Genomic DNA, 14,675 nt, shown 5'->3' on the forward strand with positions numbered 1-14,675 from the left:
ATCTACTCCGTCGACGCCTGACAAGACCTTCTGAAAGGGGAGTACCTCGACATGCACGCTTCGTTGTTCAGTCTCGTCACAGCCGACGACCCCACTGTCGTTTTCGGGTGGGGAATGGAGATTGTCGACCACCAGGACGGTGACGAGAGCAGGAAGACCATCGTCCACATCGGCAGCCCGAAGGGCCAGGGAACTGTCTCCATGCATGAGTCGGCAGAACACGCACGAAATCGTTGGAGCATGGTTGTGCCCGTGGACATCGTCTGGGATGCCGACGACTGGGCCGATGCGATACGTCTCACGTCGGCCAACGTGCTCGATCGGGACGGATCCCCTTACCGCCACCCCCAACTGTGACATCCCGCCCGGCACCGGGCGGGAACGGGAGACGGGTCAGGCTCGCTGGAAGTCCTCCAGTTGTCTGATCCGCCGGCGGATCTCCTCGATCTCGTCCTCGTCGACGTAGTCGGCTTCCAGGCGGTAGGACTTCGCCAGTTCCTCCTCGAGTTCGTCCAGGTAGGCGGTGTGGTGCTGGTGCAGCATGGCGAGCAGGGAGTCGGCGCGCCGCACCACCTGGTCGGGGTCGGTGGGTTCCATGGGGGCGCCGTAGATCGTCGATCGGCCGGCGGCCAGTTCGGTCAGGCGGTAGCAGACCACCAGTTCGTCGTCGGTGACGTCGATGCCCGGGCGGATGAGGAACAGCAGCGGGAGCAGGTCGGGGTCGAAGGCGCGGAAGTGTCGCTCCATCGGGTCGTTGGTGTCCGGTTCGGCGGCGGGGCCGCCCCGGCTCGGTGGTGTCGTCAGTCGCCAGGGTTGGTTGGTCCACATGGACAGCAGGCGCAGCGTGTAGGGGTCGGCGTCCGCGATGACGATCAGTTCGCGGGGGAAGGGGACCCCGTAGCACTCGCGGAGGACCTGCCCGGTGGTCAGTCCGTTCTCGTGCAGTGCCCGTGCGAGGCGGGCCATCGCCGGATAGTCCCGTCCGGCAGCCTCGGTCCGCAACCGTTCGAGTTCGCCACCCTCGACCACGTCGTCACTCCCGTCCGGGTGGGCGGTCCAGTTCGCGCAGCAGCGCACGCAGTTCCGCCCAGGTCTTTCTGAGTTTTTTCGATGTCAGCGCGCCGATGATGTCACGGGTGACGTCCTGAGCCGAGGACAGTGCCTTCTGGAAGTCCCGGTTGCCCTGGGCCATCGGCGATCCCGCCTCTTTCTCGACCGCTTTGGCCATGTCCTGGATGATCTTGCGGATCCGGGGGTCGCGGGCGGACAGGCCGGGGTTGTCGATCATCAGGATGATGACCTGTTCGACGTGCCGGAAGATCTGCGTCTGGATCCTGCCCTTTCCTTCCGGCGCGATCCTCGGGTTGGCCATGAACAGCTGTTGCGCCAGCTTGCGTTCGCTCGCCATCGTCTGGGACTGGACGAACAACGCGTAGGCCGGTTTGCCCTGGTTCTCGATCGCCTTGCGCGCCTCCTCGATTCCCAGCTGGAACCTTCCGGGATCGGTGGTGACCGAACCGCGTGGGTCGTAGAGGTCGGTGAAGTTGCCACCGAACACCTTCTTCAGCCATTTGCGGAAGTTGTGTCCCTCCGACGGCCCGACCCCGAAGGGCATGGCGACCCGGGCCGTGTCGATGGCGTGCTGGTCCAGGCTGGCGAACAGGTCGAGGCCGAACTCCGGCGCCCACACCGTCACGAGGGTGCTCGGCTCGGAGGGATACACCATCCCGGTCTGCCGTTTGCTGACGGCGGCCCGGATCGCGCGGTCGATGCGGTTGGCGAGGGTGGTCAACTGCACGGTGAACGGGTCGGTCGTCTTCCAGTCGAACCGTTCGAAGTCGTAACCACCGATGATCATCATCGGGTGGCCCTTGATCGTCCGGAGGATCTCGTCGTAGGCGGCGAGAATGCCCCGGCCCTTCGGCGCGGTGGCGGTGCTGTCCGGGTCCTGGAGCAGCACCCGGACCGCCGCGTTGGTCGTGCTGAGGATCCGCACCGCCTCCCGGGTGTGGGTGGACTTGAAGACCTCTCCCCGGATCAGGCCGTAGGGCACCGAGCCGCGCAGCCCGGCCTTCTCCTTGGCGCGCGCGGCGTTCCTGCCCGTCTCGTCCAGTTCCTGGTACGCGGCGCGCACCGTCGTGAACGGCACCGACTTCCTGCGCTTGCCGGAGATGTCCATCCACCGGGGCGTCCAGGTGAAGCCGAAGGCGATCATGAGCAGTTCGGCGGGATGGTTGACCGACCGGATGGCGGCGATGACCGGTTCCCTGCCCCGCTTCTTGTCCTTGGGGTCCAACGCCTCGGCGGAGTTGACGCCGATGATGACGGCGGTCCTGATCGCCGACGCCGGCTCCTCGGTCGATCCGGCCCACGCCTCGTCGAGGTACCGGGCGGCCAGCTGCGGGTTGCGGCCGATCTCCTCGGGGAGCGCGGCCATGGTGATGACGTAGGCCGTCCGGTGTTTCTCGCCGGCGGGGTTGGTGATCGCGTGCAGGGAGCCCTTGAGTTGGCCGACGTCGTCGAACGCCATGGACTTGGCCGGCGGGCCGGGTTCGTAGGGGAAGCTCAGGTCCACTTCCTTGGACCGGCGTTTGGGGTTGATGGTCACCTCGATGAGGTGCAGGTTCCCCGACTTCTCCAGAGCGATCCTGGTCAGCCGGTGTCGCCGTTTGATGGCCGGCAGTCCCTTGCGCACGGACGCGACGGTGGCGCCCTCGGCGCCGATCAGCTTGTTGGCGTCGCGGAGCGCGGCGGCGAGCGAGCGCTTGTCGTCCTTGTCCCGGCGGCGCTTGTCCCGGGGACGATCCTTCCGTGGGCGTGTGCGCGCCGGCCGCCGTGGTCGCCTTGGCCTGTGGTCCCGGTCCTTGTCCCGACGGGGTTTCCTGGGCTTCTTTGGTTTCTTGGGCTTGAGTTTGGCGGCGAGTTTCTTCAGCAGGCCCTGGATCTTGGTGATGACCTTGTCGATGGCGCGGTTCACCGGGCGGGACAGGCGTTGGAAGATCTGACGTACCCGTCCGGCGATGCCGCCGACCCCCAGGATCGCGGCCAGGGCACCGATGAGTACCGGGATCGACCGGGCCAGGGCCTTGACGATCGTGCCGGTGACGTTCGCTGTTCCTCGGGCGATGGCGATGACCGCGTCGAGGACGGCGTTGACGAACTCGATGATCTGCCGGCCCTGGGTGACGATGAACCGGATGATGTCGATGATCATCTTGCAGGCGCGGATGAACGCCGACGCCGGGTTGAACAGGGACACGATCCAGGTGATGCCGGCGATGATGATCGTGGGCAGCAGGTAGGACACCAGGTTCTTGATGAGGTCCTTCTTGAGGTCGCCGACCCGCCCGCGCAGGTCGTTCCACATCCCGGCCACGCCGCGTTTGCGGACCTCGACGACCAGGGGGATGGCGTCCTTGCCTGTTTCGGCGGCCGTCATCGTCTTCGGGGACACGCGTTTCGCCAGGCGGGCGCGGATGTTGGCCCAGGACAGGCCCAACAGGCCCGCCAGCAGGACCACGATGCCCAGGACGTCGAACGTCGCCGGGAGTTGGAGGCCGCCGCCGACGCCTGAACCGAGGAGCCACGCGAGGACACCTTGTTGCAGGTACCGGCCGGCGTCCTTCATGAAGGCCCGCAGGCCGCCGGCGACGCCGGTGATCAGCCGGCCCAGGAAGCCGACCGGGTCCTTGAGGATCAGGCCGACGGCCGACGCGGCCTTGCGCAGGACGCCCATCAGCATCCGGCCCAGTTCCTTGATCGTCTCGATGGCGCCCTTGACGGCGGCGACCGCCTTGGACGCGAGGCCCTTGTTCTTCTCCTTCTCCTCGGCGATCTCCTTGTCGACGGCCTTGACCGCGTCGGTGTACTTCGTGGCGAGGGTGTCGACGAGTTCGGTTCCCTTGTCGTCGACCGAATCCCTCAGTTCGTCGAACTTGCCGGCGAAGTCCGACGCCGCCTCCCGGCCGATGGCCTTCAGGTCCTTGGGCAGGTCGTCGACCGCCTGCTTCAGCTCCGCGCGGCCCTTGGCGATGCGGTCCTTGGCGCGTTTGAGTTCGCGGACGACCGTGTCGGCCACGTCGGAGATGACCTGGCGCATGGCGGTCAGGTAGTTGTCGCGGGCGCGTTCGTAGATGCGGTTGGCCTCGTCGGGCAGGTCGGCGAACAGGTCCTTCACCCAGCGGGCCTTGCCGCGCAGACCCGAGTAGCGGCGGTCCTTGTACTCCTCCATCCCGCGCGTGTGTTCGGCGGTGAACTGGGTCCGCGCCGTCTTCTCGCCCTTGGTGAACTGGTCGTCGACCGCCTCGTCCAGGTCCTTGAGGATCTTCTCGACATCGGTCTTCGTGCGGTCGAACACCTTCTGCAGCAGCGCGGTGACCTTCGTCCGCCGGTCCTCGTCGCGGTCCTTCGTGCCTTTCTTGCCGGTGGTGACCTGGCGGCCGGTGGTGGCCCGGCTGGCGTGGATCGCGCCCATCGCCGCCGTGCCGGACGCCGCCGCCGCGCCGCGCACCTCGCCCAGCTCGCGGGACTCGCCGGCCCGCATCCGGCGCGGCGCGGTCGCCGAGTGCTTCTCCAGCGCCTTCTTGTCCCGCACCGCCTTGTCGAACGACGGCTCGCGGGAGTTCTTCAGCGACAGCTGCTTCTCGGTCACCCCGGCCGAGTCGAGCTGCCGGTCGACCTTCGCCGGGCCGGCCGACAGGTCGGTCGCCGACTTCGGCAGCGGGTCGGGGGTGGCCTGGCGGGGGTTGGGCGTGCCGGGGCGTCCGGGCAGCTGGTCGGCGGCCAGCGGCACCACCGTCTTGGCGTCCGGGGCCGGCTCGGGGGTCGCGGCGGTGGTGTCGGCGATCTCGGCCGACGAGGCGTCCTTGCCCTCGCCGACCTTCCCCGCGACCTCGGTCTTGACCTCCTCGGCCTTGCCGGAGTCACCGAACTTGTCGGCCTCGTCGAGGTTCTTCGGGGCGCGGTCGCGGATCGCCTTCTCCACCGCCGCGATGAACGACTGCTTGTCGAACTCCTTGGGCTGGGCGGCGTCCATGTCCTCGGCGTGCGCCGCCTTGCCCCTGGCCTCGCGATCGTCCGGCGGGGGCACCGCCGCGCCCTGCGCCGCACCGGCCTCCACCGCCGGCGGCGGATGGCTGGACGCCACGCGGCGCTTCTTGGCCGCCACGTCCTGCTTGAGCGCCTGGAACTTCGGGTCGGCGCCCGGCGAACGCGGGCCGGTCCGCTCCTTCTTCTCCGGGCGCTCGCCGCGCTCCCGCTCGCCGGTGTCCTTCACCTCCGGCGCCCGGGCCGGCGGCGCCTTCGCCTTGCGCACCGGCTTGGTCGCCGGCCGTTTCTCCGGCGGCCGGGGCCGCTCGGGGGCCGTCGCCGGGGCGGCGGTCGCCCCGGCGGCGGTGACCGCCTGGTTGCCGACCAGGTCCTGGCCGGCCAGCAGCATCCGGGTGCCCCAGGCCGACGGGCTGGGCGGCCGGCCACCCAGCGCGGTCGTGACCGCGGCGTTGCCCACCTGCGTCGCGGCCGCGACCACCGCCGCCGGGCCCGGTGACATCGCCGTCCCGCCGCTCGGTTCCCGCAGGTCCGGGACCGGCGCGGGCGTCGTGGAGCGGCGCGGCGCGGCGATCCTGACCGGTAGCGGCATCGGGCGTCCACCCCCGTACACCGACGTCGAGTGGCTCGCAGGATCGCAGCCGGGCCGCCACCGGGGCGTCACCGGCACGTCACCGGATCCGCGAGATTGTCAGACAGCTGTCAGGTGAGATCCGGGGCCGGGCACCTGAGGATGGCTCGGGAAGCAGACGAGACCCGGGAGTCACACGTCCGATGTACCGCTACGAGCAGCACTGTCCGATCGCCAGGGCGGCGGAGGTGATCACCGAGCCGTGGACCCTGCTCATCGTGCGTGAGCTGCTCAGCGGCGGCGAGTCACGCGCCGAGCTGGCCAGGGGGCTGCCGAAGATCTCCGCGTCGATGCTGCGCTCGCGGCTGCGCACCCTGGAACGGCACGGCGTGATCACCCACGAACCCGACCCGCGCGGCGAGCGGCGCTACCAGCTGACCACCGCCGGCCAGGAGCTGCGGCCCATGGTCGAGCACCTCGGGCGGTGGGGGCAGCGCTGGCTCGACCAGCCGCGCGTCGGCGACCTCGACCCCGAACTGCTGGTCTACGACATCTGCCGGGGCATCGACAGCGCCCGGCTGCCGGCCGACCCGCTCACCGTGGAGGTCGACTTCGCCGACGTGCCGGCCCCCCGGCGCTGGTGGCTGACCCTCTCGGCCGCCGAGGTGGCCGCCGACCAGACCGCCCGCCGCGACGCCTCGGTCCGCCTGACCTGCACCCTCGGCGGGCTCGCCGGGGTGTGGCTCGGGCACCAGAGCTGGTTGCAGGCCGTGCGCGACCGGATCATCATGCTCGCCGGTGACCGCGCCGCCGTCCGCTCACTGATCGACTGCCTCGGCGTCAGCCGCTACGCCACCGCCGGCCGGGGCGACGGCTAGGATCCGCTCCCGTGTCCATCACCGTGCACGACCACGACGGCAGCCACTCGTTGACCTTCGACACCGGTGTCCTGGCCGCCGACCCGGCGGTCGCCGCCGCCGGGCACGAGCCCAACGGCTACTTCTGGGAAGGTCTCGTGCAGTTCGCCTGGCCGGAGATCGCCGAGCGGCTCGAGTTCGACAGTGAGGCCGGCATGTTCTGCGCGATCGGCGGCCAGGAGGACCTCGCGCGGCTGCGCGCCGCCGTCGAACCCGTGATCGCCAGCCCCGACGCGGTCCGCGACATCATCGCCCGCGCCCAGAGCGCCGGTGTCGAGTTCGACGACTAGCTGGTCGCCTCGCCCCTGGCCAGGGCGACCCGGGGTGGGCCGGTCTGCTCGGCCACCTGGTCGCGCCACCACGGGGTCTCCACGAAACCGCGTTTGAGGACCAGTAGCTCCACCGAGGCGTTCCAGCCGGACACGCCGTCGAGGTTGGCCAGGGTGGCGGTGGTGAAGTCGAACAGGCCCTTGGTCGAGTCGGTGATCACCTCGCACAGCAGCGAGTTGCCGTCCAGGGTGGCGGCCAGGTAGCGGACCGAGCGGTGGTGGTGCAGCGCCGAGGCGACCGCGTTCAGCTTGGCCGGCTCGACCTGCACCCACAGCAGCGTCTCGGCCTCCAGCCCCAGCACGGGCGCCGGCACGATGGTGAACACCGACGCGCACCCGTCGGCGATCATCCGCTCGAAGCGGCGGCGCACGGTGGACTCGTTGAGCTCCAGCACGCCGGCGATGTGTTTGAAGCTGGACCGGCCGTCCTCGCGCAGCAGGTCGATGATCGCCCAGTCGACCCGGTCGAGGTGGTGCGGCGCGCACAGCAGCGGCTCGGCGGTGTGCGGGGTGGACGACCGGTCGTCGATCAGCTGCCAGTACCAGTCGGTCGACACCTTGTACACGTGCAGCAGCAGGTCGCTGTACCAGCGCTGCACGCCGTCGATCTGCTGGAGCTCCAGCATGGTGTGCGGGTAGCGGGTCGGCTCGGAGTTGACCACCAGCTCCAGCGCGATGTCGTAGGTGCCGGTGATCAGCGACGCCCAGCGCACGTCCTCCCGGGCGACCAGCTGCTCGGCCACGGCGATCTGGGTGCCGGGCCGGCAGCCGATCCTGGTGAAGAACGTCTCGACCGGGCCGTTGCTGCCCAGGCTCGGGGCCACCGACACCCGCAGCAGCCGGTCGGAGATCAGCTGCTGCACGCGGCGGGCAACGGTGGGCACCGAGGTGTCCACGGCCGCCGCGATCGAGGTCCAGCTGGCCCGCCCGTCGGACTGGAGTGCGACGACGATCTGCCGGTCGAGTTCGTCCAGCGACCGCATCAGGCGGGGGACACCTCGCGCAGGAACTCCCGCACCGTTTCCGTCCACAAGGCCGCCTCCTCGATCTGCGGCGAGTGCCCGGACTTCTCGAACACCACCAGCCGCGCCCGGGGGATGAGCCTAGCGATCTGCTCGCTGCACTCCACCGGCGTGATCCAGTCGGTGCGCCCGACGGTGACCAGCGTCGGCGCGGTGACCTTCGGCAGGTCGGGCTTGAGGTCGTAGTTCGGGATGTTCACCGAGAACGCGTAGTTGTGCGCCTCGTAGCGGTACGGGGTGGCCGCCACGCGCGCCTCGACGGCGTCCGGGTCGTAGTGGTAGTCGTAGAGCGGCAGGATCTCGCGCCAGCAGTCCCGCAGGTCCGCGTCGTCACGGACGGTGCCGTCGAAGATCCTCGTCAGCTTCTCCCGGTCGACGGTGATCCGCGACGAGGCGAGCGCGTTGGCCAGCGCCTTGTCCTCGTTGGAGTTGTCCGGCGAGGTGTCGCGCAGCACCAGGGCGCTGACCCGGTCGGGGTAGCGGATGGCGTACTCCATGGCCATGAACCCGCCGTAGGAGCCGCCGGCCATGATGACCTGCTCGGCGCCGATCCACTGCCGCAGCCCGTCGATGTCGGCGGCCCACTGCTCGTGGCTGAAGGTGCCGTTGCCCTCGCTCTGGCCGGACCCCCTGGCGTCGAACACGACGACCCGGTAGGTGTCGGCCAGCCGGCCGAAACTGGCCTTGGGTTCGGCGCGGGAACCGAGGCCGGGGGCGCCGTGGTGGGCGATCACCACGGGCGCGCCGGGCGGGCCGAGCACCTCGACCGCCAGCCGGTTCCCGTTGATCTCGACCATCTCGGCGCCGTCGCCGGCGGCGGCGAACTCCGGTGACACTGTGGACACTTCGTGGAACTCCTTTCCCTACAGGGCGATCACAGGGGAATCACGCAGTCGTCGAGCGTGCGTGGGTAGGCGGTGAGCGGGCGGGAGCCGGTCTCGGTGACCAGCATGCTGTCGGAGATCCGGTAGCCGGCGTGGCCGGGGACGTAGATGCCCGGCTCGTTGGACACGACCATGCCCGGTTCCAGCAGCGTGTCGTCGCCGTCCTCCAGCCACGGCGGCTCGTGCATGCCAAGGCCGATGCCGTGGCCCTGCCGGTGGCGCAGGTACTTCCCGAACCCGGCGTCGCGGATCACCGCCAGGCACGCGGCGTTCGCCGCCCGGCACTGCGCACCCGGCCGGATCGCCTCGCCGCCGATCTGCTGGGCCAGGCGCACGGTGTCGTGGTAGCGGCGCTGCTCGGCGGTGGGCTCGCCGAGGACGAACGTGCGCTCGCCCTCGACGTAGCGCCCGCCGACCGCGCAGCCGAGGGAGAGCATGAACGTGTCGCCGGGCGTGAGCCGGTAGGCCGAGGGCAGGCCGTGCGGGTAGGAGGAGTTGGCGCCGGCGTAGACCAGGCCGCCGGCCAGCAGCCCGACCACGACGACGTCGGTGTGCTCGGCGTACATCATGCCGGTGCCGACCTGGCCGACGTGCGCGGCCAGCTCGGCCTCGCTGGGCAGCTCACCGCCGCCGGCGACCGCCTCGGTGATCAGCGCGACGCCCTCGGTGAGCATCACGTCGGTGATCCGCGCGGCCTCGGCGTGCAGCGCGATCTCGGCCGGATCCTTGACGTAGCGGCACACCGTGACCAGCTCGGTCGGCACGAGGTCCACATCGGACAGCGCGGCCGACGCGGCGGTGAGCCGGTGGTGGGTGATCGAGGTGGTGTGCCCGGCCCGCCGCCGGCCGGGGCCGATGACACCGGCCAGGGCGGCGAAGGGCGGCAGCACGCCCGGGTACTCCGGGTAGGACACCAGCTCGGCGGCCGCGTGCTGGGACCGCGCGTACTCCCGCTCCAGCTCGGGCACCAGCAGCACGCACCGCCCGCCGGTCTCCAGCCACACCGCGACCGGCCGCTCACACGGGTGGTGGAAGAACCCGGTCAGGTAGGCCACGTCCTCCGGGTCGTCGGTGAGGATCGCGTCCAGGCCGGCCTCGGCCGCCCTGGCGCGCACCCTGGCCTGGACCGAGTCGAAGAAGGACGGTCCGAGTCGTTGGGAGAAGGCCATGCGCGAAAGTCCTATCGGTTGCGGCGGGGATTGCGGGCGTCGTTGTAGGCGGTGGACAGCATCGTCGCGGCCAGCACCAGCAGGAAGATCGCCAGCGACGGGAACAGCGGCAGCCACCACGCGGTGGACATCGCGCCGGCCTGCTGGGCCTCGTAGAGGATCCGGCCCCACGACCAGGTGTTCGGGTCGCCAAGGCCCAGGAACGCCAGGCCCGCGGCGGAGAGCACCGCGCGGGACGCGGTGAGCACGACCGACACCAGGATCAGCGGCATCACCGCCGGCACCACGTGCCGGCGGATGATCCACGCCGGGGAGCTGGTCATCAGCCGCGCGGCGTCCACATAGGGCATCCGCACGACCGACAGCGCCTGCGAGCGCACCACGCGGGTGACCTCGGGCCAGGAGAACGCGGCGATGACGAAGATGATCGTCACCGTGCTCGGCCCCACCAGCGCGGCGACCAGGATCATCAGCGGCAGCACCGGCAGCGACAGCGTCAGGTCGACGATCACGCCGACCACGGCGTCCACCCGCTTGAAGTAGGCGCCGACGACCGCCAGCAGCGTGCCGAACACGATCGCGATCAGCGACGCGGCGGCGGCCACCAGCAGGCTCTGCCGAGCACCCCACACGACCTCGGCGAACACGTCCAGCCCGAGGCTGTCGGTGCCGAACCAGTGCGCCCCCGACGGGCCTTCCAGAACCCGGTCGCCGTAGCCGGTCGGGTAGTCGGCCAGCCACGGCGCCGCGACCGCCGCGAACACCAGCACCGCCAGCACGACCAGGGCGATCATGCCCAGCGGTTCCTTCCGGAACCGCCGCCACGTCCCGGAGGACGCCTTGGGCGGTGTCTCCTCGGGCTGGGCCTGTGGCATCTGGACCGTCGTGGTCATGAGGAGCCCACCTTCACCCTCGGGTCAAGCAGTCCGTAGACGATGTCGGTGATCATGTTGACCACCACGACGACACCCGCCAGCAGCAGGAAAGCGCCTTGCAGGACCGGGAAGTCCAGCCGGGTGACCGCGTCGTAGATCCCGCGGCCGATGCCCGGGTAGGCGTAGACCGTCTCGATCAGGATCACGCCGCCGACCACGTACAGACAGATCTGCATCCCGATCAGCGTCGTGGTCGGCAGCAGGGCGTTGCGCAGCGCGTGCTTCCACAGCACCCGCCGGTAGGGCAGCCCGTTGGCCTTGGCCAGCACGATGTAGTCCTCGCCAAGCGACTCCATCAGCGTCGAACGCACCGTCAGCACGTAGGCGCCCAACTGCACCAGCACCAGCGACAGGCACGGCAGCACCAGGTGGGACAGCACGCTCAGGTACCACTCCCCGCCGTAGGTGCCGGCGGTGTACGCGCCGCCGATCGGGAACCAGCCCAGCTGCAACCCGAACACGTACAGCAGCAGGATCCCGATGCTCGGCACGAACAGGGACTGCCCGGTGACCGCGACGACCTGCACCACCCGGTCGAGCAGGCCGCCGGCTCGCGAGGCGGCGACCACCCCCAGTGGGATGCCGATCGCCACGGTCACCACCAGGGCGACCCCGACCAGCAGCAACGTCCACGGCAGCTGCTGCATCAGCGCGTCGCCGACCGGGATGTTCTGGCTGAACGACATGCCGAGGTTTCCTTGCAGCAGCTCACCGAGGTACTTGACGTACTGCACGGGAAGCGACTGGTCGAGGCCGTACTGGTTGAGCAGCTCCGCCCGGATCTCGGGGGTCATGTTCGTGCTGGCGATGGCGAGTGCCGGGTCCCCTGGCAGCAGCCGGAGCATCAGGAACGTGACCGTGACGGCGAACCAGATCGTGGCAACGCCACGACCGATCCGCCTGAGCACGAACAACCACAGCGACATCCGGGAGGCTCCAGCCCTACTCGGACTTGGTCGCCGAGGCGACCGAGATCGGGTTGACGATGGACAGCAGCTCGCTGGGCTTGACCGTGAACCCGCTCCAGTCGCTGCGGTGGGCCACGTAGAGGTTCTGCGTGTACATGACGTTGTCGTAGACGTTGTCCCGGACCTTCTTCGCCGCCTCCTGCAGGATCGGCACCTGCTCGTCGCGCTCGAAGGTGACCTGGGCCTGCTGGATCAGCTTGGTCAGCTCCGGATCGTCCACATAGGAGTAGTTGATCGCGCCGCCGGGCAGGTAGGTCAGCGACATGTTCGTCGCCGGGTCGTCCATGATGGCGAAGTTGCCGGCGTAGATGTCGAAGTCACCGGCGTCGGTCTTGGCCAGGTAGGCGTTGCGCTCCAGGCCCTGCAGCTCGATCGTGATGCCGGCCTCGGCGGCGCCGTCCTTGACGAGGGTGGCCCACTGGGTGGTCACCGGGTCCTGCAACGAGTAGATCAGCCGGAACGACAGCGGGTACTTGTCCTCGCTGTTGGCCTTGTAGCCGGCGTCGTCGAGCAGCTCGCGGGACTTCTCCGGGTTGTGCTCGTACTCCTTGATCGAGTCGTCGTAGTACTGCTTGAGCACCGGCATGATCGGACTGGACCCGGTGGAGACGGCCTGGTCCTGCAACACGACCCGGCGGATGGCCTCGTAGTCCACGGCGTGCGCGAGCGCGAGCCGCACGTCGGTCTTGGCCAGGTCGGGCTTGGTCATGTTGTAGGTCATGTGCGCGTAGCCCAGACCGGGGACCTCCTGGACGGTGACACCCTCGGTGTTCTGCAACTCCTTGACCTGGGCCGGCGGCAGCGAGTTCGCGATGACGTCGACGTCGCCGTTCTTCAGGCTCAGGATCTCGGTGTTGACGTCAGGGAAGACCCGGTAGACGACCTTGGCGGCCTTGGGCTTGCCGCCCTCGACCAGCGGGTAGTCGTCCTTGCGCTCCAGGGTGTAGCTCTGGCCGCGCTGGACGTCGGTGAGCACGTACGGGCCGGCCGAGACCCAGCCGCCGTCGCTGCCGTCGTTGGCGAACTTGGCGACCGAGCCGGCCGGCTCGAACACGTGCTGGGGCACGACGTTGCCCCAGAAGCCGATCTCGGGGATGACCGACGCGTCCGGCTTGGTCAGCTTGACCTCGACGCGGGTGTCGGACACGGCGGTGGCGGTGTCGAAGTTGCTCAGTTGGCCGTAGAGCGTGCCGGCGGGGGCGTCGCGCTTGACCGCGTTGAGCGTGTAGGCGACGTCCTTGGCGGTCAGCGGCTTGCCGTCCGACCAGGTCAGGCCGGACTCCAGCTCGTAGAACCCGGTGGTGTCGTCGACGTAGCCCCACTCCTTGGCGAGTTCGGGCTCCTTCTCCCCGTCCTCGCCGATGGACAGCAGGTGCGGGTACATCAGGTTGGTGATCCAGTAGTCGCTGCGGCTGTTGCCGACCAGCGGGTTGTAGTTCACCACGTCGGTGGTGGTGGCGATGGTCAGCGTCGCGTCGGTCACCTCCTGACCGCCGCCTGTGCCGCCGCCGGACTGCGGTGCCTCCGGCGCGCAGGCACCCAGTGCCAGTGCGGCCGACAACGCGGCCGCGGTGATGACTCGGGTACTTCGCATCAGACCCAGACCTCCTTGAGGACACGCAGGGTGTTACCGCCGACGACCTTGCGGATCTCGTCGTCGCTGTAGTCGTGCGCGACCAGCCAGCCGATGATGTTGTGGAACGCCTCGGCGGGGTTCTCCAGCCCGTCGACGTAGGGGACCTTCTCGAAGTCGACCTGGCCGTGGGCCTGGCCGAGCGAGAGGTTGGCGGCGAAGGTGTCGTGCAGGCCGACGTGGTCGCCGAAGAGCGTGTCCGGGCCGAAGCTCACGTGGTCGATGCCGACCAGGTCCACGCAGTAGGTGAAGTGGTCCATGACCGACTCCAGCGAGTGCAGCGGGTGCTGCGGGGAGAGCGTGGTGTGCGGGGCGGCCTCGATGCCGATCACACCGCCGCGCTCGGCGCAGGCCCTGATGGTCTCGTCGTCCTTCATCCGGTTGGTCGGCCAGACCGTGCGGGAGCCGGCGTGGGTGATGAACACGGGCTTGGTGGACTTGCGGATCACGTCCAGGCCGGTGCGGTCGCCGCTGTGTGAGATGTCGATGGCGATGCCGAGCTTGTTCATCCGCTCGACGGCGCGGTCGCCCAGGTAGGTCAGGCCGCCGTCGCCGCGCTCCTTGAGGCCGCCGCCGAGCAGGTTGGCCTCGGAGTAGGCGATGCCCATCTGGCGCACGCCGAAGCCGTAGAGGACGTCGAGGCGGTCGATCTCGTTCTCGATGGGGGTGGCGGCCTCGAGCGCGAAGATGTGCGCGATGCGGCCGGTCTCCTTGGCGTTGTCGATGTCGGCGATGGACTCGGCCTTGACGACGAAGTCCTGGTGGGCCAGGTCGGCCATGCGCACGCCAAGGTCGAACAGGACGTCCTGGTACTTCCAGCCGGCGTCGGAGCTGATGCAGCAGGTGCCGTCCATGCCGTTGTCGAACACGGCGGTGAGGCCGGAGCGGGCCAGGCCCTGGTAGCCGGTTGGTTCGCGGCCCTGGCGGATGTGCTCGCGCAGCTCGCCCATGTCCTCGGGGAAGACCTGCACGTGCTCGTGCAGGGAGATGACCGTCTCCTCGGCAAGCAACCGCTTGGTTCGCTGAGCCTGCTCCTCGGTGAGGTTCAGGCCCTGGTAGGCCGGGACGCGGCCGACCTGCTTGGCGTAGGTGAACGCGCGGTAGTCCTTACCGGCCTCGAGGTACTCGTAGGCGGTGTAGCCGGTGTACCGGGGAGCGGGCTCGAGCACGCTGCCATCTCCTGTCCTGAGTGGACCACCTG

12 protein-coding genes are annotated in these 14,675 nt (G+C 69.4%); 3 read left to right on the top strand and 9 right to left on the bottom strand.

Annotated elements, in window-relative coordinates; all coding sequences use genetic code 11:
* Positions 1–51 precede the first annotated feature (51 nt).
* Positions 52–357, top strand: coding sequence for a hypothetical protein (locus BLA60_RS21440; protein WP_075134729.1), 306 nt, complete (start codon positions 52–54; stop codon positions 355–357).
* 36 nt (positions 358–393) lie between these two features.
* Here the strand turns inward: BLA60_RS21440 and BLA60_RS21445 are convergent, their stop codons facing one another.
* Together BLA60_RS21445 and BLA60_RS21450 are read right to left on the bottom strand one after the other, a co-directional pair.
* Positions 394–1,029: a hypothetical protein gene (locus tag BLA60_RS21445; protein ID WP_154814500.1), complete on the bottom strand. Its 636-nt coding sequence runs from the start codon at positions 1,027–1,029 to the stop codon at positions 394–396.
* Between the two features lie 4 nt (positions 1,030–1,033).
* Positions 1,034–5,638, bottom strand: a complete 4,605-nt coding sequence (locus tag BLA60_RS21450) for a hypothetical protein (RefSeq protein WP_075134730.1) — start codon at positions 5,636–5,638, stop codon at positions 1,034–1,036.
* Between the two features lie 182 nt (positions 5,639–5,820).
* Here BLA60_RS21450 and BLA60_RS21455 point away from each other — a divergent pair, with 182 nt between their 5' ends.
* Positions 5,821–6,495: a winged helix-turn-helix transcriptional regulator gene (locus BLA60_RS21455; RefSeq protein WP_075134731.1), complete on the top strand. Its 675-nt coding sequence runs from the start codon at positions 5,821–5,823 to the stop codon at positions 6,493–6,495.
* 11 nt (positions 6,496–6,506) lie between these two features.
* Positions 6,507–6,824, top strand: a complete 318-nt coding sequence (locus BLA60_RS21460; RefSeq protein ID WP_075134732.1) for an Imm51 family immunity protein — start codon at positions 6,507–6,509, stop codon at positions 6,822–6,824.
* On the opposite strand, the gene BLA60_RS21465 is transcribed toward BLA60_RS21460, so the two are convergent.
* Genes BLA60_RS21465 through BLA60_RS21495 form a run of 7 tightly spaced genes read right to left on the bottom strand, consistent with a single transcriptional unit; the run spans position 6,821 to position 14,643 of the window.
* Complete coding sequence (locus BLA60_RS21465) at positions 6,821–7,846, bottom strand: Lrp/AsnC family transcriptional regulator (protein ID WP_075134733.1); 1,026 nt, start codon at positions 7,844–7,846, stop codon at positions 6,821–6,823. The genes BLA60_RS21460 and BLA60_RS21465 overlap by 4 nt on opposite strands.
* The gene (locus BLA60_RS21470; RefSeq protein WP_211288801.1) at positions 7,846–8,730 is read right to left on the bottom strand and encodes an alpha/beta fold hydrolase; all 885 of its coding nucleotides are present in this window, start codon (positions 8,728–8,730) and stop codon (positions 7,846–7,848) included. Before BLA60_RS21470 ends, BLA60_RS21465 begins: the two co-directional genes overlap by 1 nt.
* 29 nt (positions 8,731–8,759) lie before the next feature.
* Positions 8,760–9,938, bottom strand: coding sequence for a M24 family metallopeptidase (locus tag BLA60_RS21475; protein ID WP_075134734.1), 1,179 nt, complete (start codon positions 9,936–9,938; stop codon positions 8,760–8,762).
* Positions 9,939–9,949: 11 nt separating this feature from the next.
* Complete coding sequence (locus BLA60_RS21480; RefSeq protein ID WP_075134735.1) at positions 9,950–10,831, bottom strand: ABC transporter permease; 882 nt, start codon at positions 10,829–10,831, stop codon at positions 9,950–9,952.
* Positions 10,828–11,799 carry an ABC transporter permease gene (locus BLA60_RS21485; protein WP_075134736.1) on the bottom strand — a complete coding sequence of 324 codons (972 nt, stop codon included), beginning with the start codon at positions 11,797–11,799 and terminating at the stop codon, positions 10,828–10,830. Before BLA60_RS21485 ends, BLA60_RS21480 begins: the two co-directional genes overlap by 4 nt.
* A 16-nt stretch (positions 11,800–11,815) precedes the next feature.
* Positions 11,816–13,435 (bottom strand): ABC transporter substrate-binding protein, encoded by a 1,620-nt coding sequence (locus BLA60_RS21490; RefSeq protein ID WP_075134737.1) that lies wholly within the window; start codon positions 13,433–13,435, stop codon positions 11,816–11,818.
* On the bottom strand, positions 13,435–14,643 hold the full coding sequence (locus BLA60_RS21495) for a dipeptidase (protein WP_075134738.1): 1,209 nt from the start codon (positions 14,641–14,643) through the stop codon (positions 13,435–13,437). Before BLA60_RS21495 ends, BLA60_RS21490 begins: the two co-directional genes overlap by 1 nt.
* Positions 14,644–14,675 lie beyond the last annotated feature (32 nt).

Source organism: Actinophytocola xinjiangensis, assembly GCF_001921215.1.
In the GTDB taxonomy this organism is placed as follows: Bacteria; Actinomycetota; Actinomycetes; order Mycobacteriales; family Pseudonocardiaceae; genus Actinophytocola; species Actinophytocola xinjiangensis.

What these genes read in the sequence shown, in the direction of transcription:
- BLA60_RS21465 (WP_075134733.1), bottom strand. Translation starts at nt 7,846, where the DNA reads ATGCGGTCGCTGGACGAACTCGACCGGCAGATCGTCGTCGCACTCCAG.
- BLA60_RS21455 (WP_075134731.1), top strand. Translation starts at nt 5,821, where the DNA reads ATGTACCGCTACGAGCAGCACTGTCCGATCGCCAGGGCGGCGGAGGTG.
- BLA60_RS21450 (WP_075134730.1), bottom strand. Translation starts at nt 5,638, where the DNA reads ATGCCGCTACCGGTCAGGATCGCCGCGCCGCGCCGCTCCACGACGCCC.
- BLA60_RS21480 (WP_075134735.1), bottom strand. Translation starts at nt 10,831, where the DNA reads ATGACCACGACGGTCCAGATGCCACAGGCCCAGCCCGAGGAGACACCG.
- BLA60_RS21490 (WP_075134737.1), bottom strand. Translation starts at nt 13,435, where the DNA reads ATGCGAAGTACCCGAGTCATCACCGCGGCCGCGTTGTCGGCCGCACTG.
- BLA60_RS21485 (WP_075134736.1), bottom strand. Translation starts at nt 11,799, where the DNA reads ATGTCGCTGTGGTTGTTCGTGCTCAGGCGGATCGGTCGTGGCGTTGCC.
- BLA60_RS21475 (WP_075134734.1), bottom strand. Translation starts at nt 9,938, where the DNA reads ATGGCCTTCTCCCAACGACTCGGACCGTCCTTCTTCGACTCGGTCCAG.
- BLA60_RS21440 (WP_075134729.1), top strand. Translation starts at nt 52, where the DNA reads ATGCACGCTTCGTTGTTCAGTCTCGTCACAGCCGACGACCCCACTGTC.